Here is a 22,863-nt window from a genome sequence, read left to right as displayed (position 1 = left end):
CCGAATTCACCACTTCTGGAGAACAGGACAGCCGACGCGGAACTGGCAAGATGGCTCGTATGAGTGAGAGCTTTCCTCGCCTGCACGCCAGAACCCGCCGATTCACCCTCGGAGTGCCCCGCGGCTTCACGATCGCTCCAAGCGGTGATCGCATCGTCTTCCTGCGGACCAGGGGCGGCTCCGATCCGGTGACCTGCCTGTGGGAGTACGACGTCCTCAGCGGCGCGGAACGGCTCGTCGTCGACCCGCGCGCCCTGGCCGCGGACGACGAGAACCTGCCCCCCGAGGAGCGGGCGCGCCGCGAGCGGAGCAGAGAGCAGGCCGGCGGCATCGTCGGATACAGCACCGACGCCGCGGTGGCCACCGCCGCGTTCGCGCTCTCCGGCGGCCTCTACGTCGTCGACCTGAAGACCGGGTACGTAAGGAATCTGCAGACCCCCGGACCGGTGATCGACCCCCGGATGTCCCCCACCGGAGAACACGTCGGCTACGTGACCGGCGGCGCCTTCCACATCCAGGACCTGGCGGACGAGGTCGACCACGCGCTGGCCCGCCCCGAGGCCCCGGAGGTGACCTACGGCCTGGCCGAGTTCATCGCCTCCGAGGAGATGGACCGCATGCGGGGCTACTGGTGGTCCCCGTCGGGGGACGCGATCCTGGTCGAGCGGGCCGACGAGTCGCCGGTCCAGCGGTGGCACATCGCCGACCCGGCCAACCCGGCCCGGCCCGCCGCCGAGCAGCGCTACCCCTCCGCGGGAACCGCCAACGCCGGGGTCGAACTCTTCGTGCTGACCCTCACCGGGGCCCGCGTCCCCGTGCCCTTCGACGACGAGTACCTGGTCAACGCCGCCTGGGACGCCCACGGCCTGTCGATCGTCACCATGACGCGCGACCAGCGGACCATGCGGCTGCTCGCCGTCGACCCGGCCACCGGCGCCTCCACCCTGGTGCGCGAGGACACCGACCCCGCCTGGGTCGACGTCGTCACCGGCGTTCCGGGCCACCTGGCCGACGGCAGCCTCGTCTGGGCCGCCGTCTCCGAGGGCGGCCACCGCCTGATCGTCGGCGACGGCCCCGTCACACCGCCCACCCTCCAGGTCCGCGAGATCCTCGACATCGACGGCGAGACCGTGCTCTTCCGGGCGAGCGGGGAACCCACCGAGATCGCGGTATGGGCGTACCGGAGGGGTCAGATCACGCTCGTCAGCCCGACCGAGGGCGGTGTCTACAGCGGCCACACCGCGGGCGGCACCCTGGTGATCACCGGTCAGACCCTCGAGAGCGAGGGTTCGGTCACCCGCGTCCTGCACAACGGCACGCCTCGCGGCCACATCACCTCGCACGCCGAGCGTCCCGGCCTGGACCTGCGGGTCTCCCTGATCAGGGCGGGCGAGCGCGACCTGGCCACCGCGGTGCTGCTGCCCTCCGGGCACGTGCCGGGCTCCGCGAGACTGCCGGTCCTCATGGACCCGTACGGCGGACCGCACGCCCAGCGTGTCCTGGCCGCGGCCGGGGCGCACCTGACCAGCCAGTGGTTCGCCGACCAGGGCTTCGCGGTGGTCGTGGCCGACGGCCGCGGCACCCCGGGGCGGGGCCCCGAGTTCGAGCGGGCCGTCCTGCACGACCTGGCCGGCCCGGTCCTGGATGACCAGATCGACGCCCTGCACGGCGCCGCCGCGCGGTTCCCCGACGACCTGGACCTGACCCGGGTCGGCATCCGTGGCTGGTCCTTCGGCGGCTACCTGGCCGCCCTGGCCGTGCTCCGCCGCCCCGACACCTTCCACGCGGCCGTCGCGGGAGCCCCGGTGACCGACTGGCGCCTGTACGACACCTGCTACACCGAGCGCTACCTCGGCCGGCCCGACGAGGGGCACTACGACTCCTCGTCCCTGTTCGCCGACGCCGAGAAGCTGGACCGCCCCCTCCTGCTGATCCACGGCCTGGCCGACGACAACGTGGTCGCCGCCCACACCCTCCGCCTCTCCTCGGCTCTGCTGGCCGCCGGTCGCCCGCACAACGTGCTGCCGCTGTCCGGGGTCACCCACATGACCCCGCAGGAGGTCGTGGCGGAGAACCTGCTCCTGCTCCAGGTCGACTTCCTGAAGAAAGCCCTGACCTGAGCCGGGGCCGTTCCCGTCAGAAGATACGACGCCGTGCCGGTGCGGCACAGAACCGCTCACCGGCACGGCGTTTCCCATCGGACGCGCGGCTGAATTCCTCCGGTCGCCACGTTCCGGAACAAGTACGACTCGACCGGCCAGCTACCCTCAACAGTCCCACCGAGGATATATAGGCGAGTCCCCAGGACAACGTAGGCAATCCAGCCCGCCACACCCGCCGGGGAACGGCCAAAAATGTGCCGCTGTTCTCCCGAGCCGATCCATTGATTGGCGATGAAAATCCGGCACGCCGCCAAACACTCGTCATCATGGGATTTGGGACGGGTATGGCTTTTCCCCGTTCAGTACGTTTTTTCCATTCCTCGGCGGCCATCCGTCCCCCATCTCGGATTCGCCGCCATTCCGGGGTTCACCGGTGCCTCGATTTACCCTGGAGAAGTTTCAGCGCTCGTTGTGACGACCTTCCTCGGTCGGCCACGCCGAAAATCGATCGAGCTGGACGGATCCAGAAAGAAGGCGTTCCCAGGTGCGCGCGAATTCAGCGAAGGTGCTCGTCGTCGGAGCCGGTGTGAGCGGGTTGACGACCGCGCTCTGTCTGGCCAGGGAGGGATTCCGGGTCACCGTCATCGCGGACAGGTTCGCACCCGACATCGTCTCGGTCGTCGCGGGCGCGCTGTGGGAGTGGCCGCCCGCGGTCTGCGGTTACCACCACGACCAGGTCTCGCTCGCCCGCTCCAAGAGCTGGTGCGTCACCTCGTACCGGATATTCGATGAGCTGGCCCGGTCCGGAGTCCCCGGGGTGGCCATGCGAAGGTCCAACTTCTATTTCAAGCACCCCGTCGAGGAGAACCCCCACGATCTCCACAAGATGCGGGAGCTCGCGGGGAAGGTGCGCGGTTTCGTCCACGACCGATCGCTCGCCGAGCGGAACGGCGTCGGCCCCGGCTACGGCGTGGTCGACGCCTACTCCCACCTGGCGCCCATGATCGACACAGACCGGTACATGCTGTGGCTGATGCGGCAGGTCAGAATGCACGGGGTGCGGGTCGGACGGCATCGGATCGAGGGGTCGCTGACCGAGAGGAAGGCCGAGCTCCTCGACCGGTTCGACGCCGAGGTGATCGTCTGCTGCGCGGGGCTCGGCACCGCCGAGCTCCGCGGTGTCGGCATGTATCCACTCCGCGGTGCGCTGGTGCGGGTCCGCAACGACGGGATCGACGAGGCCCACTGCGTCTCCCACGACGAGACGAACGACGGCGAGCAGGACATCGTCTTCATCGTGCCGCGCAGTCCGCAGATCCTTGTTCTCGGCGGGCTGGCGGAAAAAGACGAGTGGGACACCGGAATCAACCTGGAGAATCACGCCCCGGTGCGGGACATGTATGAGCGCTGCCTGGCCTTCATGCCCGCGCTGCGAAGTTTCGAGCTGGATCCCGATGAACCGGTACGGGCCGGACTGCGGCCGTTCCGGAAGGAGAACGTCTGCCTTGAGTGGGACGGGGAAGGACGGGTCGTCTACAACTTCGCACACGGCGGGGCCGGATTCAGCTTTTCCTGGGGCTGCGCCCAGGAGGCCGTCGGCCTGGTGCGTGCGGCCGTGGCGGACCGCACGTACTCCTACTCCTGCTGAGCGTTCTCCTTTCTTCCCGGAGTCGACGCGAGACGGCCTGAACACGGCGAGGTCGCCCGGCGCCGTATGTCACCCTGCTCGGTCGCGACGACAGACCAAAGAGGCTCACTGAAATGCAGAGAATCGTCAAATGCCTGCTGATCTCGAACACGGCCCTCGCGCTCACCTCGTGCCTGCCGTTGGGCATCGCGAACACCGGCACCGCGAACACCGGCGTCGCGTCACCGAGACGCTCCGGACCCGCCGTCGCCGACGACCGCCCGCCCCGTTCCGGGCACACCCCGCTGTCGCGTTTCCCCGTCCTTCGCCCCGGTGACCGGGGAACCCAGGTCCAGGAGATCAAAAAACGTCTCGACCGGCTGGGGTTCCGCACGGGATCCACCGGCCAGGAGTACGACCCCGCGCTGCGCGCGGCCGTGTGGGCCTTCCAGAAGGCCAACGGGCTGCCCGCCGACGACGAGATCGACCCGGCGACCTGGAAGGCACTCGCCCATCCGGCGCGGGTCAGGCCGCTGGTGTCCTACGGGGCTCCCACCAGGGTGGAGATCGACCTGCGTCGCCAGTTGCTCACGGCCTGGCAGGACGGCAAGCCGGCGCTGGTCTCCCATATCTCGACCGGCAACGACAAGCACTACTGCAAGAACGGCCACTGCGGGGTCGCCGTCACGCCCACCGGGGACTTCCGCGCCTGGTGGCGGACCACCGGCTGGACCCACGGGCCGCTGGGCGACCAGTTCTACACCATCTACTTCAACGGGGGCATCGGCTTCCACGGCTCGGAAAGGGTCCCGCTCCACCCCGCGTCCCACGGCTGCATCCGCGTCCCGCTGCACAACGCCAAGCCGCTGTTCGACATGACCCCGACCGGCACGCCGGTGTACGTCCGCCGCCCGGCCCCTGCCGAGCCGCCGAAACAGGCCGCGGCCCGGCGAGGCTGACCCGCGCCGGTCCTCAACCGGAGGTGCCGTGCCAGCTGCGCCACAGGGCCGCGTAGGAGCCCCCCGCGGCGACCAGTTCCTCGTGGGAGCCGAGTTCGCCGATGCGGCCGTCCTCCACGACCGCGACGCGGTCGGCGTCGTGGGCCGTGTAGAGGCGGTGGGCGATGGCGATCACCGTACGGCCTTCGAGTACGGCGGCCAGCGAGCGTTCCAGGCGGCGGGCCGCGCGGGGATCGATCAGCGAGGTGGCCTCGTCGAGGACCAGGGTGTGCGGATCGGCCAGCACCAGCCGGGCCAGGGCCAGCTGCTGGGCCTGGGCTGGGGGAACGTGCTCGCCGCCGGAGCCGACCGCCGTGTCGAGCCCGTCGGGCAGGGCCTCGACCCAGTCCCAGGCGTCCACGGCCTCCAGCACCTCGCGGACCCGCGCGTCGTCGGCGTCGGGCCTGGCGATCAGCACGTTGTCGCGCACCGTGCCCCGGAAGACGTGGTGCTCCTGGGTCACCAGGGCGACCTGGCCGCGCAGGTCGTTCAGGGGTAGCTCGACCAGGGAGACGCCGCCCACGGTGACCGATCCGGTGCGGGGGCCGTGGATGCCGGCGAGCAGGCGGCCCAGCGTGGACTTGCCCGCCCCCGACGGCCCGACCATGGCCAGCCGCTCGCCCGGCTTGACCAGCAGGTCGATGCCGTGCAGCACGTCGTGGCCCTCGCGGTAGGCGTAGCGGACGTCGTCGGCCGCCAGTTCGCTGCCCTCGGGAGCGGCGGAGGTGGCCTCGCGGTCGTCGGGCACCTCGGCGACGCCGAGCAGCCGGGCCATGGAGGCGCCACCGACCTGGAGCTCGTCGATCCACATCAGTAGCCGGTCGAGCGGGTCGATGAGCTGCTGGACGTAGAGCGTGGCCGCGGTGACCTGGGCCAGCGAGACCCAGCCCTGGATGTGGAACAGGCCGCCGACGACCAGCGTCGCCACGATCGGGATCACGTAGCCGAGCTCGACCGAGGGGAACCACACGGTGCGCAGCCCCAGCGTGTAGCGCTCTGCCGCCCACGAGCGGGCGATGTCGGTGTCGGTGCGGCGGTGCCGCCGCTCCTGCAGGCCCAGGGCCTCCACCGCACGGGCGCCGCCGACCGTCTCGGCCAGCCCGTCGGTCATGTCGGCGTACGCGGCGCTCTCCCGCAGGTAGCCCTCCCTGGCCCGGTTGAGATACCAGCGGGTGGAGATCCACAGGATGGGGACGGCCAGCAGCGAGGGCAGCGCGAGCAGCGGCCCGACCAGTACCAGCGCGCCGACGGTGATCAGGCAGGTGACCAGCGCGATCAGCGTCTCGGGCACGGCGTGCCGTACGGTGCGCGACAGCGAGTCGACGTCCCGCGAGGTCCGCGAGATCAGGTCGCCGGATCCGGCCCGCTCGACGACGGACAGCGGCAGGCCGAGCACCCGCCCGACGAACTCCTCGCGCAGCTCGGCGAGGACCTTCTCACCGAGCCTGGCCGAGGCGTAGACGGCGAACCTGACCAGCACCGCCTGGGCGACCAGGAAGCCGCCGATGGCCAGCGACACCGTGGTGACGTCGATCCCGGTGCCGTCCTGGACGCCCTGGACGAGGCCGCCGAGCAGCCACGGCACCGCCAGGCCCGCGACGGCGGCCAGGCCGTGCAGCCCCAGCGCCACGGTGAGCTCTCCGGGATATTTCAGGGTGAGCCTGCGGGCGTACGCCCGAACCTGCGCGGTGTCGGCGACGGGCAGGATCTGCCTGCTCATGACTCCTCACCCCTGGTCACGACGGCGGTGTAGCCCGGGTGGGCGGCCAGCAGCTCCCGGTGCGTGCCCTGGGCGCGCACGACGCCTCCCTCGACGTAGATGACGTGGTCGGTGCGGTCGAGCACCAGCGGGCTGGTCGTGCAGACCAGCGTGGTCTTGCCCGCGCGGGCCTTGGCCAGCCGGTCGGCGATGCGGGCCTCGCTGTGCGCGTCGACCGCGCTGGTGGGCTCGATGAGGATGAGCACCTCCGGGTCGAGGGTCAGCGCCCTGGCGAGCCTGAGCCGCTGCTGCTGGCCGCCGGAGAACTCCCGGCCGGCCTCGGCGACGCGCCCCTCCAGACCGCCGGGCAGCGCCTCGACGATGTCGGTGGCGCACGCGGCCTGCAACGCCGAGTTGATCTCCTCGTCGGAGGCCCGGCCGGTGACGTCCAGTTCGTCCCTGAGCACCCCGGCGAACAGCTGGGCCTCGTTGTCGGCGACGAGGATACGGCGGCGGACCTCGGAGATCGGCAGGGTGTCGAGCGCCACGTCGCCGAAGTCGACGTCGCCGTCGCTGTAGCGGCCGAGCCGGTCGGCGATGGTCACGGCCTCCTCGGGGACGGCCGCCGCGATGGCGGTGAGCACGCCGGGACGCACCGCGACCCCGGAGGTCACGTCGCGCAGCAGGCCCCCCTCCGAGCGGCCGGTGCCGCCCTCCACCTCGGGATTCAGCGCCAGGATGCGCACCACCCTGCGGGCGGCGACGTGCCCCTTGGTCAGCTTGTCGGCCGCCTCGGTGAGGGTGCGCACCGGGGCGATCAGGAAGACCGCGTAGCCGTAGAAGGCGACGAGCTGGCCGGCGGTGATCTCGCCGCGCATCGCGAACGTCGCACCGAGCCAGGTCACCCCGGCGATCAGCAATCCGGGCAGCAGGACCTGCGCGCCCTCCAGCATCGACTCGACGGAGGCCACCCGCACGCCGGCGTGGCGCACTCGCTGCGACTCGGCGCCGTAGCGGTCGGCGAAGACCCGCTCACCGCCGATGCCGCGGAGCACCCGCAGGCCCGTGACGATGTCGGCGGCGCGGGTGGCGAGGTCGCCCTGCAGGTCGCGGTGGTCGTTCTGGCGGCGGTGCAGCGGCTTGAGCAGGGGGGCGACGGCGACCGCCACGAGGGGCAGCCCGACCAGCACCATCAGTCCCAGTTGCGGCGAGGCGCCGATCAGGATGACGGTCACGACGGCGATGGCGACGACGGCGCCGCTGCCGCGGAGCAGGATGTCCATCGCGTTGCCGATGTGGGCGATGTCGGAGTTGCCGACGCTGACCACCTCACCGGTGGACATGCGCTTGGGCAGGGTCGCGCCCAGCCGGGTCGACTGCCTCGCGGTGACCTGGACGGTCCGGTAGGCGGCGCTCAGCCAGTTGTAGACGGCCATCCGGTGCCGCAGGATGCCCATGACGGCCTGGGTGATTCCCAGGGCGAGCACCACGGCGCCCCAGGTGACCAGGGCCGGCAGGTCCTTGGCCGTGATCGCGTCGATGCCGTTGCCCATCGCGGCCGGCACGAGCGCCATCGCCAGCCACCACAGGACGGCGTAGCCGATGCCGAGTAGCAGCGGGCCCCGCTGCATACGGGCCACCCACAGCAGGTAACCGATCGGGCTGCGGGCATCGGGAACGCCGGGGTCGGCGGCTGGTAAGGAGCGCATCTCACAGCAAGGGTCACAAACTTCGACCTGGCCCGGCAAACGGTTTTCGGCCTCCCCGGCGTGTCGCCGTCAATCAGGGTTGACAGATGGAGCGCGTCAACCTAAATTGACAGACATGAGTGATACGGCGCAACTGGCATCCGACGCCGGTAGCCGCGATCCGGCCGTCGGCCTGCGGGCCGTGCGGGCGCTGCGGACGCTGGTCGACCGGCTGGAGGCCCTCCAGGTGGAGAACGCCAGGGACCAGGGCTGGTCCTGGCAGGAGATCGCGCACTGCCTTGAGGTGAGCCGGCAGGCGGTGCACAAGAAGTACGCGGGCGGCCGAGGTCTGCTGAGACGGAAGGACTGACCAACCATGTTCGAAAGGTTCACCGACAAGGCCCGGCGGGTGACGGTCCTCGCCCAGGAGGAGGCACGGCGCCTGCGTCACGGTCACATCGGCACCGAGCACCTGCTGCTCGCCCTGCTGCGCCAGGGTGACGGCGTCGGCGCCCAGGTGCTGACCGGCCTCGGCCTCACCCACGAACGAGCCGACGAGGCGGTCGGCCGCACTCCCCGCGCCGGAGACCTCGACGCGGAGGCCCTGGAGACCATCGGCATCGACCTCGACGCGATCCGGGAGAAGGTCGAGGCCGCCTTCGGACCCGGCGCTCTGGATCGCCCCCGCGACCGCAAGGCGCCCCGGGGCCACATTCCCTTCACCCCCGGCGCCAAGAAGGTCCTGGAGCTGTCCCTGCGGGAGGCCCTGCGGCTGAAGAACAAACACATCGGTACCGAACACCTGCTGCTCGGCCTGGTCCGCGACGGCACGGGGCCCGGGATGCGGGTCATCACCCAGGCGGGCCTCACCGCCGACGACGTCCGCCGCGAGATCGCCCGCCACCTCGGCCGGCCGGATCGGCACTGATCCGAAGGACGTTCGAACCTCGGGCGTCGTCGCCCTGAGCGCGTTCCCGGCCGAACACGGTCATCGGCCGCCACCGGCCGGATGGATCCCGGGACGGCGCGAGCCGTACATCACCTCGGATGTACGGCTCGGTGAACCCGGGAAGGCCCGGAGGATCGATCGGGCACCCGGCCCCGTGGGACGGGACCGGACGCCCGGCGACCGCCTGGCCTACTTGGCGGCCCGCAGGTAGTCGTGGTTCATCTGGGCGATGGTGTCCAGCGGGATGCCCTTGGGGCAGACCGCCGTGCACTCGCCGGTGTTGGTGCAGCCGCCGAAGCCCTCGGCGTCCATCTGCTCGACCATCGCGACGGCACGGGAGTCGCGCTCGGGCTGGCCCTGCGGCAGCAGGCTCAGATGGGTGATCTTGGCCGCGGTGAAGAGCGAGGCCGAGCCGTTCGGGCAGGCGGCGACGCAGGCGCCACAGCCGATACAGGTGGCCGCGTCGAACGCCGCGTCGGCGTCGACCTTCTTCACCGGGACGCTGTGCGCGTCGGGGGCCGAGCCGGCCGGGACGGAGATGAAGCCGCCCGCCTGGATGATCCGGTCGAACGCCGAGCGGTCCACGACCAGGTCCTTCACCACCGGGAAGGGCGCGGCACGCCACGGCTCGATGGTGATGACCGCGTTGTCCTCGAAGTGGCGCATGTGCAGCTGACAGGTGGTGGTGGCCACCTGCTCGCCGTGCGCCACGCCGTTGATGACCATGCCGCACATGCCGCAGATGCCCTCGCGACAGTCGTGGTCGAAGGCGATCGGGTCGTCGCCCTCCAGGATGAGCCGCTCGTTGAGGACGTCGAGCATCTCCAGGAAGGACATGTCCGGTGACACGTCCTCGACCCGGTAGTTGACCATCCGGCCCTCGTCCTTGGGGCCCTTCTGACGCCAGACCTTGAGAGTGAGGTTCATACTCACGGTTCGCTTACCTCTCCTCATTCGCTGCGCGGATCGCTCGTTCCACGCGAACCGGTCCGCTCACCGCGTCGGGTGCACTCACTTGTAGCTCCGCTGGCTCATCTTGACGTACTCGTAGTCGAGGTCTTCCTTGTGCAGGATCGGACCCTGCTCGCCGTACTCCCAGGCCGCGACGTAGGAGAAGTTCTCGTCGTCGCGCAGGGCCTCGCCGTCGGCGTCCTGGGACTCGGCGCGGAAGTGGCCGCCGCACGACTCGGTACGGTGCAGCGCGTCGATGCACATCAGCTCGGCCAGGTCGAAGAAGTCCCCGACCCGTCCGGCCCGCTCCAGCGCCTGGTTCAGCTCGTCGGCCTCGCCGGACACCTTCACGTTCTGCCAGAACTCCTCGCGCAGCTCGGGGATCCGCTCCAGCGCCTTGCGGAGCGACTCCTCGGTACGTTCCATGCCGCAGTACTCCCACATGATCTTGCCGAGTTCACGGTGGTAGGAGTCGGCGGTGCGGGTGCCGTTGTTCGTCAGCAGCTTTTCGATCTTCTGGCGTACCTCGGCCTCGGCCTCGGTCACGTCCTCCTCGTCGACCTCACCGTAGGGGCCGTTCGCCAGGTAGTCGCCGATCGTGGTCGGCAGCACGAAGTAGCCGTCGGACAGCCCCTGCATCAGCGCGGACGCGCCGAGGCGGTTGGCGCCGTGGTCGGAGAAGTTGGCCTCGCCGATCACGAACAGGCCCGGGATCGTGGACTGCAGGTCGTAGTCCACCCACAGGCCGCCCATCGTGTAGTGGACCGCCGGGTAGATGCGCATCGGCTGGGAGTACGGGTCCTCGCCGGTGATGCGCTCGTACATCTCGAAGAGGTTGCCGTACTTCTTCTCCACCGCCTCGCGGCCCAGACGGCGGATCGCGTCGGCGAAGTCGAGGTAGACGCCCAGGCCGCCGGGGCCGACACCGCGGCCCTCGTCGCAGACGTTCTTGGCCGCGCGGGAGGCGATGTCACGCGGGACCAGGTTGCCGAACGCCGGGTAGATCCGCTCCAGGTAGTAGTCGCGCTCCTCCTCGGGGATCGCCGAGGCCGGACGGGTGTCGCCCGCCTTCAGCGGCACCCACACGCGGCCGTCGTTGCGCAGCGACTCCGACATCAGGGTCAGCTTCGACTGGTGGTCGCCGCTGACCGGGATGCAGGTCGGGTGGATCTGGGTGTAGCAGGGGTTGGCGAACATCGCGCCGCGCCGGTGCGCCCGCCAGATCGCCGTGGTGTTGCAGCCCTTGGCGTTCGTCGACAGGAAGAACACGTTGCCGTACCCGCCGCTGGCCAGCACCACCGCGTCGGCGACGTGCCGCTCGATCTCGCCGGTGACCATGTCACGGACGATGACGCCGCGCGCCCGGCCGTCGGAGACGATCAGGTCGAGCATCTCGTGGCGGGTGTGCATCTTGACGGTGCCGGCCGCGATCTGGCGCTCCAGCGCCTGGTACGCGCCGAGCAGGAGCTGCTGGCCCGTCTGGCCTCGGGCGTAGAAGGTACGGGAGACCTGCGCGCCGCCGAAGGAGCGGGTGTCGAGCAGACCGCCGTACTCGCGGGCGAACGGCACCCCCTGGGCCACGGCCTGGTCGATGATGTTCACACTGACCTGGGCGAGCCGGTAGACGTTGGACTCGCGGGCGCGGAAGTCGCCGCCCTTGACCGTGTCGTAGAAGAGCCGGTAGATCGAGTCGCCGTCGCCGCGGTAGTTCTTGGCGGCGTTGATACCGCCCTGGGCCGCGATGGAGTGCGCGCGGCGGGGCGTGTCCTGGTAGCAGAACGAGGTGACGTTGTAGCCGAGCTCGCCGAGGGTCGCGGCGGCCGAGCCGCCCGCCAAACCGGTGCCCACGACGATGACGTGAAGCTTGCGCTTGTTGGCCGGGTTGACCAGCTTCGCGGAGAACTTGCGCTTCTCCCAGCGCTCCTCGATCGGGCCGTCGGGAGCCTTGGTGTCACGGATCGGCTCACCTTCGGTGTACCCCGTGCTCATCGCGGTCCTCGCTCCTTGTTCTCCGTGCGGCAGGCCCGCCGGGTTCGCGTTCTCGCTCACTTGATCACTCCGATCGCGACCGCCACCGGGACCACCAGGAAGCCGATGACCAGCAGCGCCGACAGGCCCGCGGCGACGGCCTTCAGCGGGCGGTAGCTACGGCTGCTCGCCAGGCCGAGCGTCTGGAAGGCGCTCCACAGGCCGTGGCGCAGGTGCAGGCCGACCATGACGAGGGCGAGCACGTAGAACAGGGTGACCCACCAGCGCGACAGCGCGAAGCCCTCGACCAGGCGGTCGTAGGGGGTGGCGCCGCCACCGGCCGGGTTGGCCGTGCCGAACGTCAGGTCCAGCAGGTGGTAGATCACGAACAGCACGATGATGACGCCGCCGTAGCGCATGGTGTGCACCGCGTAGCCGTTCGCCCTGGACTTGCGCTTGGCCGCGTACTTGACCGGGCGGGCCTTGCTGGCCCGCCGGGCCAGGGAGATCGCCGACCACATGTGCAGGACGACCGCGACGACCATCACGACCTCGACGACGGTCAGCAGGACCCGGTACGGGAGCATCGGCTCGCCCATGGTCCGCAGGAAGGCCGCGTAGGTGTTGAACGACTCGGCACCGGCGAAGCTCTTGAGGTTTCCGGCCATGTGGCCGACGAGGAAGATCACCATCACGGCACCCGTGATGGCCATCACGGCCTTCTTGCCGTTCGAGGAGCCCAGGAAGCCGCTTCTCCGCCTGGGCTTCGCGGTCTTCGCGGTATCCGCGGGGGGGTTCACAGACGCGGTGGCGGATCCGCGCTCAATCGTGGCAGTCACCCTCGTGACGCTAGGTAAGGGGTTTTATCCAAGTCCAAGTCATCGTGGATGTGGTTTCCATAGCCTGCGGCTATTACCTCTGCGTCGCTGTCGCTTCCAGCGCCGCGCCCTCCGACGCGGTGCGAGCAATCTCACATTGTCTCCCCCACCACCACCCGCCCCGAATCCGCGGTCGGGGGGTCCGTACGCTAGGGAAACGTGCAGCTCCAGCAACTCGCCTATTTCGTGGCGGTCGCCGAGGCCCGGCACTTCACCCAGGCCGCCGAGCGGATGCGCGTAGCCCAGCCCTCGCTGAGCAAGCAGATCAAGGCCCTGGAGGCCGAGCTCGGCGCACCGCTGTTCAGCCGTGCCCGGGGAAACGTCACGCTGACCCCCGCGGGCGAGGCGTTGCTGCCGCTGGCCCGCCGCATGCTGGCCGACGCCGAGACCGCCAGGAGCGAGGTCGGCGAGCTGGCCGGGCTGCGCCGCGGCCGGGTCCGGCTGGGCGCCACGCCCTCGCTCTGCGCGGGGCTGCTCGCCGACGCGCTGGCCAGGTTCCACCACGCCTACCCCGGCATCGAGCTGTTCGTGGAGGAGGGCGGCTCCCGCGACCTGGTCCGCACCCTCGCCCGGGGCCAGCTCGACCTGGCGCTGATCATCATGCCGCTGCACAGCGACGACCCCGCCCTCGTCACCGAGGAGGTCCTGCGGGAGAACCTCGTCGTCGCCTCCCCCTCGACCACTCGCGCCCGCAAGCCGTACGTGCGCATCGAGGAGTTGCGGCGGCGGCCGATGGTGATGTTCAGGCGCGGATACGACCTGCGGGAGGCCACGCTCAACGCCTGCCGGCAGGCCGGGTTCGAGCCCAGGTTCGCGGTGGAGGGCGGCGAGATGGACGCCGTGCTGCGCTTCGTGGAGGCCGGGCTGGGGGTCGCGCTGGTCCCCTCGATGGTCCTGGACGGCCGCCCGGGACTTTCCGGGACACCCCTGGCTCCCCCCGGGCTGCGCCGCACCATCGCCATCGCGCACCGCAAGGACGTCGAGCCCACCCGCGCGGCCCAGGCCTTCCGCGCGACCCTGCTCCTCTTCCTCGCCGAGGCCGCCCACGAGGGCAGCCTTCCCCAGGGATTGGACCTGATCATCCAGGGTTGACCACCGGCGAGGAGACCGTCGGCGCCTCGCGCCGATCCGTGCCTCCCCCGGTGTCCGACGGGCGGTGAATCACATCGCATCGGCGTCCCGGTACCTGACGTGTCGCACTATTCTACGTAGCGTTGACAGGTTCTCCCGAGCTCATGAAGAGGCGTCAGTGACCGCCCCCGCCAATGAAACGCTCACGCTTCTTCTCATCGAAGACGACGCGGGCGATGCCTTCCTCGTGGAGGAGTTGCTCGGCGAGGCGGACAATCCACCGAAGATCATCTGGGTGCGGAGCCTGGCCGAGAGCAGGGTCCGGCTGACCTCCGAGGTGCAGTGCGTGCTCGTCGACCTCTCCCTGCCCGACGCGACCGGCCTGGAGGCGCTGGAGCAGGTGCTCTCGATGGCACCGCATGCCGCCGTGCTCGTGCTGACCGGCCTGAACGACGCCCACGTCGGCGTGGAGGCGGTCGCCGCCGGCGCCCAGGACTTCCTGGTCAAGCAGGACGTGGAGGGTCGCCTGCTGGCACGGGCGATCCGCTACGCGATGGAACGCAAGCGAGCCGACCTGGCCCAGCGCAGGCTGGTCGAGGCCGAACTGCTCACCAAGGAGAACTCCCGCCTCGAACGCGGGCTCCTCCCGGTCCCGCTGCTGTCCACCGAGATCCTCGAACACCACGCCCGCTACCTGCCAGGACGCAGGCGCGCCCTGCTCGCCGGTGACTTCTGGGACACCGTGCAGAGCCCCGACGGCGCCGTCCACGTGGTGGTCGGCGACGTGTGCGGGCACGGCCCCGACGAGGCCGCGCTGGGAGTCGCGCTCAGAATCGCCTGGCGGACCCTGGTCCTGGCCGGGCACACCGGCAACGAACTGCTCGGCACGCTGGAGTCGGTGCTCCGCCTGGAACGCAAGTCCGCGGAGATCTTCACCACCCTGTGCATCGCCACGATCGACCCCGCGCTCAGCCACGCGCGGATGTACGTGGTCGGCCACCCGCCGCCGCTGCTGATCCGCGATGGCGCGATCGGCGTGGTGCCGGGTACCCCCTCGGGGCCGCCACTGGGCATCTTCCAGGACGTGCACTGGTCGGAGATCGACGTCGCGCTCGGCGACGACTGGTCGCTGCTGCTCTACACCGACGGGCTGATCGAGGCCACCGTGGGCGGTGGACCCGACCTGCTCGGCACCGAGGGCCTGCTCAGGCTCGTCCAGGAGCAGGGCGGGATCGAACTCGATCGCCTCATCGAACGCGTCATCGAGCTGAACCGTGACGCGCTCAGCGACGACCTGGCGACCGTGCTCATCTCACGGAACGGAAGACGATGACCGACCGCCCGGATCGCGGCACCAGCCCGCATCCCCTGCCCGCACCCACCCCCGCGAAGGGTTTCGGGAGGTTCCCGGTGGGCCGCTGGTTCATGTTCGCCGGGGTGGGCATCGCGCTGGTCTTCATGATCTCGGCCGTCGTCACGATCAGGTCGATCGAGGACGCCCGCCAGGCCAGGGAGACCCTGGTCGACGTCATCGACCCGGCGACGCTGCGCACCCTGGAGATCTCCAACGCGCTGACCGCGCAGGAGAGCTCGATGCGGACGTACGGCAGGACCAACGAGGAGACCTCCCTGCGGGAGTACCGGGAGGCGCTCGCCGCGGAGCACCGGGCGCTGGACGCGCTCACCGCGCTGATCCCCCGGATACCGGAGCGACAGAGGATCAGCGTCGAGGTGGCCAACCTGAAGGCCAGGGGGGAGGCCTGGCGGCGCGACTACGCGGAGCGGGTCATCGCCTTGGTGCCGACGCTGAAGACCGACGCCGCCCGGCAGAACGCCGCGATCAACGCCACCCGGTCCACCGAGATCCGCCAGTCCCTCGAAGAGCTGCAGAACCATCTGAACCGGCTGCACGAGATCGGCAGCGTGCAGCTCGACCGCGGCTGGCAGGCCCTCTACGTCGCGCTCATCGGAGTCGCCGGAGCACTGGTCGCGGCCGTGATCGTCTCGGTCCTCATCGTGCGCCACGTGGTGCTCCGCCCGCTGGCGGAGCTGAACGAGCAGGTCCGCGCGGTCGCCCAGGGAGACTTCGACCACAGGCTCAGGGTCGAGCACCCCGCCGAGCTGGCCGAGCTGTCCGGCCACGTCGACGCGATGCGTCACCGTATCCTCGCCGAGTGGCACCGGTCCTCGGAGACGCAGCGCAAGCTGGAGGACCAGGCGACGGAGCTGAGGCGCTCCAACAGCGAGCTGGAGCAGTTCGCCTACGTGGCCAGTCACGACCTACAGGAGCCGCTGCGCAAGGTGGCCAGCTTCACCCAGATGCTGGAGCAGCGCTACGGCGACCAGCTCGACGACCGCGCCAAGCAGTACATCGCCTTCGCGGTCGACGGCGCCAAGCGCATGCAGATGCTGATCAACGACCTGCTCGACTTCTCCCGGGTCGGCAGGATGGGCGGCGAGCGCACCGACATCGACGCCGAGGGGCCGCTGAGGGCCGCGCTGAACAACCTCGCCGCGCCGATCGAGGACACCGGCGCGACGGTGACCTACGACGAGCTGCCCCAGGTGCACGGCAACCGGGTGCAGCTCACCCAGCTCTTCCAGAACCTCATCGGCAACGCGATCAAGTTCCGCTCGGCGGATCCGCCGGAGATCCACATCGGGGTGCGGCGCGACGGGGACATGTGGGAGTTCTCCTGCACCGACAACGGCATCGGCATCGACAGTAAATACACTGACCGCATCTTCCTGATTTTCCAGCGTCTGCACGGGCGGGACGTCTACGCGGGCACCGGCATCGGGTTGGCTCTCTGCAAGAAAATCGTCGAGTACCACGGCGGTCGCATCTGGGTGGACACCGAGGACAGCGAACCCGAGAACACCACCAGAACCGGTACGACCTTCCGATGGACCTTTCCCTCAGGAGAAACCGCTGATGAATGACCTGCGCTGGATCGACGTCCTACTGGTCGAGGACGACCCGGGTGACGTCCTGCTGACGCGGGAGGCGTTCGAGCTCAACAAGGTCCGCAACAAGCTGCACGTGGTCAACGACGGCGAGCAGGCCATGTCCTTCCTTCGCAAGGAGGGCGAGTACGCCGACGCGCCCCGGCCCGACCTGATCCTGCTCGACCTCAACCTGCCCCGCAAGGACGGCCGGGAGGTGCTCCAGGACATAAAGGCCGACGAGAAGCTCCGCGGGATCCCGGTGGTCGTGCTGACCACGTCGGAGTCCGAGGAGGACATCCTGCGCAGCTACAACCTGCACGCCAACGCCTACGTCTCCAAGCCCGTCGACTTCGACCAGTTCATCAGCGTGGTCCGGCGGATCGACGACTTCTTCGTGACCGTCGTCAAGCTGCCCAGCTCCGGCCAGCACTACTGACGGCACGCCACGCCCGGCGGCGGGGTCTCCCCGCCCGCCAGCCGGTGCCCGTTCTCACGGCCTCCGAGACCTCCCTGTGATCGTCCACCTCTTGAGACGCCGCAGGCGGGGTGCCCTCACGCGCCAACGTGACAGGAATCACACCTGGCTAGTGAAATTACCAGTGACCTCTCTCACATAACCCCCGGGCTCCGTCGTAACGTATCCCCCACCAACATGCGCGCGCACGTGTGAGCCGGCGCGACCATGGCCCAGCGCGCGGCACAACTGAAACGACCCGGACCCCAAGGCGAGCGGGGTTCGCGGGAGGTGGAGAGGTCTCGATGACCCAGACAACGGCCGAGAGCCCGGCCAGAAGGCAACGTGCGCAGATCAAGGAGCGCACCCTGCGAACCGACCCGTGGTGGCGCTATCCACTGGTCACATTCATCATCTTCACGGTATTCGTCGTCTACGCCACGTGGACGATCTTCGACGCGAGTTACTTCGTGTCCCCATATCACGCACCGTTCACATCGCCCTGCCTGGCGACGAGCTGTCCCGAGGAGGCGCGGCTGTTCGGCCTCGCCCCGTTCGGCGACTGGTACGCGCTGCCCCCGGCCCTGCTGATCCTCGGTTTTCCCGGGGGCTTCCGTCTCACCTGCTACTACTACCGCAAGGCCTACTACCGGGGCTTCTGGCTCTCGCCGCCGGCGTGCGGGGTGGCCGAGCCGCACAAGAAGTACACTGGTGAGTCACGCTTCCCGTTGATTCTTCAGAACATTCACCGCTACTTCTTCTACGCGGCGATCGTCATCGGCCTCATCCTGGCGTACGACGCGGTGAAGGCGCTGATCGCCAAGCCGACCGGCCTGGGCACCTGGATCCTGATCGTCAACGCGATCCTCATCAACCTGTACACGCTGTCGTGCCACTCCTGCCGGCACATCACGGCCGGGCGCCTGAACCACTTCTCCAAGCACCCGATCCGCTACCGGGCCTGGGGCATCGTCTCGAAGCTCAACGCCAAGCACCAGGAGCTCGCACTGATCTCCATGTTCAGCATCATGGGCGCCGACCTCTACGTCCGCCTGGTCGCCAAGAACATCATCGCCTTCCCGTTCGTATAAGGATCACCTGTGGAAATCGAGCGTCACGAATACGACGTCGTCGTCATCGGCGCCGGCGGTGCGGGGCTGCGGGCGGCCATCGAGGCCCGCCAGCAGGGCAAGCGGACGGCGATCGTCTGCAAGTCCCTGTTCGGCAAGGCGCACACGGTCATGGCCGAGGGCGGCGCCGCCGCGGCCATGGGCAACGTCAACAGCGACGACAACTGGATGGTGCACTTCCGCGACACCATGCGCGGCGGCAAGTTCCTCAACAACTGGAGGATGGCCGAGCTGCACGCCAAGGAGGCGCCCGACCGGGTCTGGGAGCTGGAGGCGTGGGGCGCGCTGTTCGACCGCACCAAGGACGGCAAGATCAGCCAGCGTAACTTCGGCGGGCACGAGTACCCGCGGCTGGCCCATGTCGGCGACCGCACCGGCCTGGAGCTGATCCGTACCCTGCAGCAGCGGGTGGTCGCGCTCCAGCAGGAGGACGAGAAGCTGCACGGTGACGCCGAGGCGTACATCAAGGTCTTCCAGGAATGCACGGTGACCCGCCTGCTCAAGGACGGCGACGCCATCTCCGGCGCCTTCGGCTACTGGCGGGAGAACGGCAAGCTCATCCTGTTCGACGCCCCCGCGATCGTGCTGGCCACCGGCGGCATCGGCAAGTCGTACGTGGTCACGTCCAACTCGTGGGAGTACACCGGCGACGGCCACGCGCTGGCCCTGCTGGCCGGGGCGAACCTGATCAACATGGAGTTCATCCAGTTCCATCCCACGGGGATGGTCTGGCCGCCCTCGGTCCGGGGCATCCTCGTCACCGAGTCCGTCCGCGGTGACGGCGGGGTGCTGAGGAACTCCGAGGGCAAGCGCTTCATGTTCGACTACATCCCCGACGTGTTCAAGGACAAGTACGCCACCTCCGAGGAGGAGGGCGACCGCTGGTACACCGACCAGGCCAACAACCGCCGCCCTCCGGAGCTGCTCCCCCGTGACGAGGTCGCGCGGGCCATCAACTCCGAGGTGAAGGCGGGACGCGGATCACCCCAGGGCGGCGTCTACCTCGACGTCTCCACCCGCCTCCCGGCCGCCGAGATCATCAAGCGGCTGCCGTCGATGCACCACCAGTTCAAGGAGCTGGCCGACGTCGACATCACCAAGGAGGCCATGCAGGTCGGCCCGACCTGCCACTACATCATGGGCGGCGTCGAGGTCGACGCCGACACCGGCGCGGCGGCCGTACCCGGCCTGTTCGCGGCCGGTGAGGTCTCCGGCGGCATGCACGGCTCCAATCGGCTGGGCGGCAACTCGCTGTCCGACCTGCTGGTGTTCGGCCGCCGCGCGGGCATGGGAGCGGCCTCGTACGTGGACGGCCTGGCCGCCCGGCCGAAGGTCTCCGAGGAGTCCGTGGCCAAGGCGAGTATGGAGGCGCTGGCCCCGCTGGAGCGCTCGGGCGAGAACCCGTACGAGGTCCACCACGAGCTGCAGCGGACGATGAACGAGCTGGTCGGCATCATCCGCAAGTCCGAGGAGGTCTCCGAGGCGCTGGAGGCGGTGGAGAAGCTCAAGGAGCGGGCCCAGAACGTCGGCGCGGCCGGCAGCCGGATCTACAACCCGGGCTGGCACCTCGCCCTCGACCTGCGCAACATGCTCCTGGTCTCGGAGTGCGTGGCGAAGGCGGCGCTGCTGCGCGAGGAGAGCCGCGGCGGCCACACCCGTGACGACTTCCCGGCCATGTCCGCCGAGTGGCGGACCAAGATCCTGCGCTGCGCCCTCACCCCGGACGGCTCCGGCATCGCGGTCGAGGAGCAGGTCCAGACCGCGATGCGGGACGACCTCATCACGCTGTTCGACCGCGACGAGCTGAAGAAGTACATCACCGAGGAAGAGCTGGCCGCCTTTGACGCGCTGGCCAAGGAGTAACCATGAGTTACAAGGCGAAGTTCCGCGTCTGGCGGGGCGAGGGCGGCGAGGGCAGGCTTGAGGACTTCACCGTCGAGGTGAACGAGGGCGAGGTCGTTCTCGACATCATCCACCGGCTCCAGGCGACCCAGGCCCCCGACCTCGCCGTCCGCTGGAACTGCAAGGCCGGCAAGTGCGGCTCGTGCTCCATGGAGATCAACGGCAGGCCGAAGCTCGGGTGCATGACCCGGATGTCCACCTTCAGCGAGGAGGAGACGATCACGGTGACGCCCATGCGGACGTTCCCAGTGATCAAGGACCTGGTCACGGACGTCTCGTACAACTACCAGAAGGCCAGGGAGATCCCGTCCTTCACTCATCCGGCCGACGTGAAGCCGGGCGAATACCGCATGCAGCAGATCGACGTCGAGCGGTCCCAGGAGTTCCGCAAGTGCATCGAGTGCTTCATGTGCAACAACGTCTGTCACGTCATCCGTGACCACGAGGAGAACAAGCCCGGCTTCGCCGGTCCGCGCTTCCTGATGCGGATCGCCGAGCTGGACATGCACCCGTACGACGTGGCCGACCGCAAGGACTCCGCTCAGGAGGAGCACGGCCTGGGCTACTGCAACATCACCAAGTGCTGCACCGAGGTCTGCCCCGAGCACATCAAGATCACTGACAACGCGCTGATTCCCATGAAGGAGCGCGTCGCCGACCGTAAGTACGATCCGCTGGTCTGGCTGGGCAACAAGATCTTCAAGCGTTCCAGCTCGAAGAGCTGACCCCCGTACGGCGGCGCCGCCCACGGGGCTCTCCCCGGGCGGCGCCGCCGTGTTTCCGCAACGTTCAAGCCGCTCGGACCTTCGTGACCTTCCGCGCTGTCTCAGGCCGGCGGCGCGATCAGGGACGAGGACGGTTCCAGAGGCCGGTTCCAGAGGCCGGTGGAGGTCAGGTGGAGCGGCGGAAGAGACCGCGCTTCTTCTTGCCGGCGTCCTGACCGGGGAGCGGGTAGACCGCCGTCGAGGCCGGCCCCATGGGAGGCTGCTCGCCGGCATCCGGCCGGTTACCCGGGCCGTGGGTCCCCGGACCACCGGGACCGTCAGGACCACCGTGAGCGGGCGGGCCACCGATGGGGCCGTGGGCCCCCGGACCACCGAATCCTTCGGGGCCGCCCTGAGCCGGCGGGCCACCGATGCCGTGAACTCCGCCGAAGGGGCCACCTCGGGCGGGCTCCTGCGGGAACGGCGCCCCGGGGAACTCCGGCTGCCCCTGCGGAGAACGCCCCTCGCGAGGCTCGGGGCCAAGGGCTCCGGGGTTCTCCGGCCCGCCCTGGCCTGGAACTCCCTGACCCGGAGCGTGCTGCCCCGGAACATCCTGCGGCTCGGGTCCGAAAGGCCGGAAATCGCCCTGGGGGCGGTCCGACCGGTTCCGATCATCCTGCGGTTCCTGGCCGAAGGGCTGGGGACCGTGGAACGCGGCCGCCGGGCCGTCCTGCCCCGCCGGGCCGTAGGGCACCTGCTCCTGGACGGTCTGACCGTACGGGTCGCCGTGGCCGGTGGGCTGCTGCTCGTAGCCGGGCGCGGGCATGTACGCCGTCGTCTGCTCGTAGCCGTAGGGGTACTGCCCGGGGACGTAACCCTCCGGGTAGACCGGAGAGTACATCTGCATCGGGACGAGGCTGATGATCGGCGCGTAGGCCGTGCCGCTCTGGTAGGGGCCGGGAACGAAACCAGGTCCGGCGGCGTAGCCGGGACCGCCGTGATAGGTCATCGGGTCCATCGGATCGACGCGGGGACCCATCCCCCGGGGGCCGGCCCGGCGGATGGCCGCGGCGTGGGCCAGGCGGCGCAGCCTGCCCTCGAAGATCAGAACGGCGAACAGCACCAGCAGCACCAGGATCAGCGCCGGGATGCCGAGCTGGCGGCTCAGCGTGGCCCCGTCGAACTCGGCGTTCGCGTTGCGGATCTCGGACACCGAGGAGCCCGAGGCGTTCTCGTCGAACGTGGCGCTCTCTTCCGGTGAGGGTGTGGCCGAGGGAAGCGGGGTGTTGGCCGGGAACTGGACCTCTTGTTCCTCGGACGCCGAAGGGCTGGGATCGGTCTCCGTCCCCGTCTCCGGCGGAGCGATCGGGGCCGAGCTCTCCTGGGCCGGCGGAGCGGCCGACTCCTGCGCGGGTGGCGGGGTCGTGGCCTTCGGAGGCTTCGTCGTCGGCGGTACGGTCACCGTGGTGGTCACGGTCTTCTGCGGGACCGGGGTCTCCTCCGCGCCGCCTCCGGGATCCTCGGTGACCGTGACCGTGACGATCGGCGTGGGCTCCTCACAGGGCCCCGCCGGATCGACGTCACATCCGGGGATGGACGACGGGTCGACGACCATCGTCCTGACCGTCGCGCCGGCCACGGAGGAATCGGTGAGCGGTGCCACGACGACCAGGAAGGCACCGCTGATCCCCAAAGACATCACAACGGCGGAGACAGCTGCCCTGAGCCGTGCTCGCGTCACCGGTGCCCTCCGTGCAATCAACCATGAACACGTCAAAGAAATACTAGTTGGG

General features: G+C 69.5%; 18 protein-coding genes and 1 pseudogene. 13 read left to right on the top strand and 6 right to left on the bottom strand.

Going from position 1 to position 22,863, the window contains the following annotated elements:
* Nucleotides 1-59 precede the first annotated feature (59 nt).
* From AB0K21_RS17670 to AB0K21_RS17660, 3 genes are all read left to right on the top strand, one after another.
* Entirely contained in the window at nucleotides 60-2,120 is a 2,061-nt protein-coding gene (locus AB0K21_RS17670; protein ID WP_343976211.1) for a prolyl oligopeptidase family serine peptidase, read from the top strand.
* Nucleotides 2,121-2,646: 526 nt separating this feature from the next.
* Nucleotides 2,647-3,750: an FAD-dependent oxidoreductase gene (locus AB0K21_RS17665; RefSeq protein WP_343976208.1), complete on the top strand. Its 1,104-nt coding sequence runs from the start codon at nucleotides 2,647-2,649 to the stop codon at nucleotides 3,748-3,750.
* Nucleotides 3,751-3,863: 113 nt separating this feature from the next.
* Complete coding sequence (locus AB0K21_RS17660; protein WP_364151047.1) at nucleotides 3,864-4,688, top strand: L,D-transpeptidase family protein; 825 nt, start codon at nucleotides 3,864-3,866, stop codon at nucleotides 4,686-4,688.
* A 13-nt stretch (nucleotides 4,689-4,701) separates the two neighbouring features.
* On the opposite strand, the gene AB0K21_RS17655 is transcribed toward AB0K21_RS17660, so the two are convergent.
* On the bottom strand, nucleotides 4,702-6,447 hold the full coding sequence (locus AB0K21_RS17655; protein WP_364151044.1) for an ABC transporter ATP-binding protein: 1,746 nt from the start codon (nucleotides 6,445-6,447) through the stop codon (nucleotides 4,702-4,704).
* Nucleotides 6,444-8,135: an ABC transporter ATP-binding protein gene (locus AB0K21_RS17650; RefSeq protein WP_364151041.1), complete on the bottom strand. Its 1,692-nt coding sequence runs from the start codon at nucleotides 8,133-8,135 to the stop codon at nucleotides 6,444-6,446. The genes AB0K21_RS17655 and AB0K21_RS17650 overlap by 4 nt, the downstream gene beginning before the upstream one ends.
* A 115-nt stretch (nucleotides 8,136-8,250) precedes the next feature.
* Here AB0K21_RS17650 and AB0K21_RS17645 point away from each other — a divergent pair, with 115 nt between their 5' ends.
* The 3 genes and pseudogenes from AB0K21_RS17645 (at nucleotide 8,251) to AB0K21_RS17635 (ending at nucleotide 9,042) form a co-directional block, all read left to right on the top strand.
* The gene (locus AB0K21_RS17645) at nucleotides 8,251-8,484 is read left to right on the top strand and encodes an RNA polymerase subunit sigma-70 (RefSeq protein ID WP_343976195.1); all 234 of its coding nucleotides are present in this window, start codon (nucleotides 8,251-8,253) and stop codon (nucleotides 8,482-8,484) included.
* Nucleotides 8,485-8,490: 6 nt separating this feature from the next.
* Nucleotides 8,491-8,766: pseudogene (locus AB0K21_RS17640) on the top strand (Clp protease N-terminal domain-containing protein); the annotation flags it as partial.
* On the top strand, nucleotides 8,749-9,042 hold the full coding sequence (locus AB0K21_RS17635) for a Clp protease N-terminal domain-containing protein (RefSeq protein ID WP_343976323.1): 294 nt from the start codon (nucleotides 8,749-8,751) through the stop codon (nucleotides 9,040-9,042). The pseudogene AB0K21_RS17640 and the gene AB0K21_RS17635, both read left to right, overlap by 18 nt.
* Before the next feature lie 210 nt (nucleotides 9,043-9,252).
* On the opposite strand, the gene AB0K21_RS17630 is transcribed toward AB0K21_RS17635, so the two are convergent.
* The 3 genes from AB0K21_RS17630 to AB0K21_RS17620 all read right to left on the bottom strand — a co-directional run bounded on the left by AB0K21_RS17630 (nucleotide 9,253) and on the right by AB0K21_RS17620 (nucleotide 12,782).
* Nucleotides 9,253-9,990 (bottom strand): succinate dehydrogenase/fumarate reductase iron-sulfur subunit, encoded by a 738-nt coding sequence (locus AB0K21_RS17630; protein ID WP_343976320.1) that lies wholly within the window; start codon nucleotides 9,988-9,990, stop codon nucleotides 9,253-9,255.
* An 84-nt stretch (nucleotides 9,991-10,074) separates the two neighbouring features.
* Complete coding sequence (locus AB0K21_RS17625; RefSeq protein ID WP_343976192.1) at nucleotides 10,075-12,003, bottom strand: fumarate reductase/succinate dehydrogenase flavoprotein subunit; 1,929 nt, start codon at nucleotides 12,001-12,003, stop codon at nucleotides 10,075-10,077.
* 56 nt (nucleotides 12,004-12,059) lie between these two features.
* Complete coding sequence (locus AB0K21_RS17620; protein WP_364151231.1) at nucleotides 12,060-12,782, bottom strand: succinate dehydrogenase cytochrome b subunit; 723 nt, start codon at nucleotides 12,780-12,782, stop codon at nucleotides 12,060-12,062.
* A gap of 237 nt (nucleotides 12,783-13,019) precedes the next feature.
* Here AB0K21_RS17620 and AB0K21_RS17615 point away from each other — a divergent pair, with 237 nt between their 5' ends.
* The 7 genes from AB0K21_RS17615 (at nucleotide 13,020) to AB0K21_RS17585 (ending at nucleotide 21,091) form a co-directional block, all read left to right on the top strand.
* The gene (locus tag AB0K21_RS17615) at nucleotides 13,020-13,952 is read left to right on the top strand and encodes a LysR family transcriptional regulator (RefSeq protein ID WP_343976189.1); all 933 of its coding nucleotides are present in this window, start codon (nucleotides 13,020-13,022) and stop codon (nucleotides 13,950-13,952) included.
* A gap of 157 nt (nucleotides 13,953-14,109) precedes the next feature.
* A complete protein-coding gene (locus AB0K21_RS17610) occupies nucleotides 14,110-15,264 on the top strand; it encodes a SpoIIE family protein phosphatase (protein WP_343976186.1) in 1,155 nt (384 codons plus the stop codon).
* Complete coding sequence (locus tag AB0K21_RS17605) at nucleotides 15,261-16,874, top strand: ATP-binding protein (protein WP_364151034.1); 1,614 nt, start codon at nucleotides 15,261-15,263, stop codon at nucleotides 16,872-16,874. The genes AB0K21_RS17610 and AB0K21_RS17605 overlap by 4 nt, the downstream gene beginning before the upstream one ends.
* Nucleotides 16,867-17,316, top strand: coding sequence for a response regulator (locus tag AB0K21_RS17600; protein ID WP_343976180.1), 450 nt, complete (start codon nucleotides 16,867-16,869; stop codon nucleotides 17,314-17,316). Before AB0K21_RS17605 ends, AB0K21_RS17600 begins: the two co-directional genes overlap by 8 nt.
* A 323-nt stretch (nucleotides 17,317-17,639) precedes the next feature.
* Nucleotides 17,640-18,425, top strand: coding sequence for a hypothetical protein (locus AB0K21_RS17595; protein ID WP_343976177.1), 786 nt, complete (start codon nucleotides 17,640-17,642; stop codon nucleotides 18,423-18,425).
* A gap of 9 nt (nucleotides 18,426-18,434) precedes the next feature.
* Entirely contained in the window at nucleotides 18,435-20,327 is a 1,893-nt protein-coding gene (locus AB0K21_RS17590; protein ID WP_343976174.1) for a fumarate reductase/succinate dehydrogenase flavoprotein subunit, read from the top strand.
* Between the two features lie 2 nt (nucleotides 20,328-20,329).
* Nucleotides 20,330-21,091 carry a succinate dehydrogenase/fumarate reductase iron-sulfur subunit gene (locus AB0K21_RS17585; RefSeq protein ID WP_343976171.1) on the top strand — a complete coding sequence of 254 codons (762 nt, stop codon included), beginning with the start codon at nucleotides 20,330-20,332 and terminating at the stop codon, nucleotides 21,089-21,091.
* A 166-nt stretch (nucleotides 21,092-21,257) separates the two neighbouring features.
* On the opposite strand, the gene AB0K21_RS17580 is transcribed toward AB0K21_RS17585, so the two are convergent.
* Nucleotides 21,258-22,769, bottom strand: coding sequence for a hypothetical protein (locus AB0K21_RS17580; RefSeq protein WP_364151030.1), 1,512 nt, complete (start codon nucleotides 22,767-22,769; stop codon nucleotides 21,258-21,260).
* Nucleotides 22,770-22,863 lie beyond the last annotated feature (94 nt).

The sequence above is a fragment of the Streptosporangium sp. NPDC049248 genome, from assembly GCF_040678965.1.
GTDB lineage: Bacteria > Actinomycetota > Actinomycetes > Streptosporangiales > Streptosporangiaceae > Streptosporangium > Streptosporangium fukuiense.
Note: the sequence above shows the minus strand (reverse complement) of the source record. Positions and strands in the feature narration are given on the sequence as shown.

What these genes read in the sequence shown, in the direction of transcription:
- AB0K21_RS17670 (WP_343976211.1), top strand. Translation starts at nt 60, where the DNA reads ATGAGTGAGAGCTTTCCTCGCCTGCACGCCAGAACCCGCCGATTCACC.
- AB0K21_RS17660 (WP_364151047.1), top strand. Translation starts at nt 3,864, where the DNA reads ATGCAGAGAATCGTCAAATGCCTGCTGATCTCGAACACGGCCCTCGCG.
- AB0K21_RS17655 (WP_364151044.1), bottom strand. Translation starts at nt 6,447, where the DNA reads ATGAGCAGGCAGATCCTGCCCGTCGCCGACACCGCGCAGGTTCGGGCG.
- AB0K21_RS17650 (WP_364151041.1), bottom strand. Translation starts at nt 8,135, where the DNA reads ATGCGCTCCTTACCAGCCGCCGACCCCGGCGTTCCCGATGCCCGCAGC.
- AB0K21_RS17645 (WP_343976195.1), top strand. Translation starts at nt 8,251, where the DNA reads ATGAGTGATACGGCGCAACTGGCATCCGACGCCGGTAGCCGCGATCCG.
- AB0K21_RS17630 (WP_343976320.1), bottom strand. Translation starts at nt 9,990, where the DNA reads ATGAACCTCACTCTCAAGGTCTGGCGTCAGAAGGGCCCCAAGGACGAG.
- AB0K21_RS17625 (WP_343976192.1), bottom strand. Translation starts at nt 12,003, where the DNA reads ATGAGCACGGGGTACACCGAAGGTGAGCCGATCCGTGACACCAAGGCT.
- AB0K21_RS17605 (WP_364151034.1), top strand. Translation starts at nt 15,261, where the DNA reads ATGACCGACCGCCCGGATCGCGGCACCAGCCCGCATCCCCTGCCCGCA.
- AB0K21_RS17600 (WP_343976180.1), top strand. Translation starts at nt 16,867, where the DNA reads ATGAATGACCTGCGCTGGATCGACGTCCTACTGGTCGAGGACGACCCG.
- AB0K21_RS17595 (WP_343976177.1), top strand. Translation starts at nt 17,640, where the DNA reads ATGACCCAGACAACGGCCGAGAGCCCGGCCAGAAGGCAACGTGCGCAG.
- AB0K21_RS17585 (WP_343976171.1), top strand. Translation starts at nt 20,330, where the DNA reads ATGAGTTACAAGGCGAAGTTCCGCGTCTGGCGGGGCGAGGGCGGCGAG.
- AB0K21_RS17580 (WP_364151030.1), bottom strand. Translation starts at nt 22,769, where the DNA reads ATGTCTTTGGGGATCAGCGGTGCCTTCCTGGTCGTCGTGGCACCGCTC.